We start from the raw sequence: 892 nt of genomic DNA on the forward strand, positions 1-892 counted from the left end.
CCTCACCCTCGACGACGCCGCACGACTCGTCACCGCCCGCGCCACCCTCATGGACGCCCTCCCCCACACCGGCACCATGACCGCCATCGAAGCCACCGAAGAAGAAATCACCCCCCACCTCACCGACACCATCAGCATCGCCGCCATCAACGGACCCCGCTCGATCGTCATCTCCGGCGACAACACCGAGGACGTGGCCGCGCGGTTCCCGGACCGCAGGACCAAGAACCTCACGGTGAGCCACGCTTTCCACTCGCACCACATGGACGCGATGCTCGACGACTTCCGCTCGACGGCTGAGCAACTGACCTACCAAAGGGCCACGATCCCGATCGTCCCGACGGTCGCCACCGACCTCCCGATGACCGACCCCGACTACTGGGTCACCCAGATCCGTGAGGCCGTGCGCTTCCACCAGGCCGTCCAGGAGCTGGAGACACGCGGCGTCACCACCTACATCGAACTCGGTCCCGACGGCGTCCTCACCGCACAGGCCCAGCAATCCGCGGAAGGCACCTTCACCGCAGCACTGCGCCGCGGACGCGACGAGACCACCACCGTCCTCACCGCGCTCGGCGCCGCCTACGTCCACGGCCGGACACCCACCACACCTCACGCCACACAGCTCAGCAGCCTCCCCGGCTACGCCTTCCAGCGACAGAGCTACTGGCTCGCCCGGACCGGTGGCAACGCGGCCGGCCTCGGCGTCGGGGCGAGTGGGCACCCGTTGTTGGGCGGGCTGCTCCGGCTCGCGAACGGGGAGAGCGCGGACGGGGAGAGCACGGTGCTCACGGGGCGGTTGTCGCCGTCGTCGTGGCTCGCGGACCACAAGGTACGCGGCACCGTCGTCGTCCCCGGCACGGCTCTGGTCGACATGGCCCTCCACGCAGGT

1 protein-coding gene is annotated in these 892 nt (G+C 69.5%); it reads left to right on the plus strand.

The annotated features are described in order from the left end of the window. A partial coding sequence (locus HET64_RS38540) for an acyltransferase domain-containing protein (RefSeq protein WP_215111868.1) occupies nucleotides 1-892 on the plus strand: 892 nt, incomplete at both ends.

The organism is Streptomyces sp. McG3 (assembly GCF_018619185.1).
Taxonomy (GTDB): domain Bacteria; phylum Actinomycetota; class Actinomycetes; order Streptomycetales; family Streptomycetaceae; genus Streptomyces.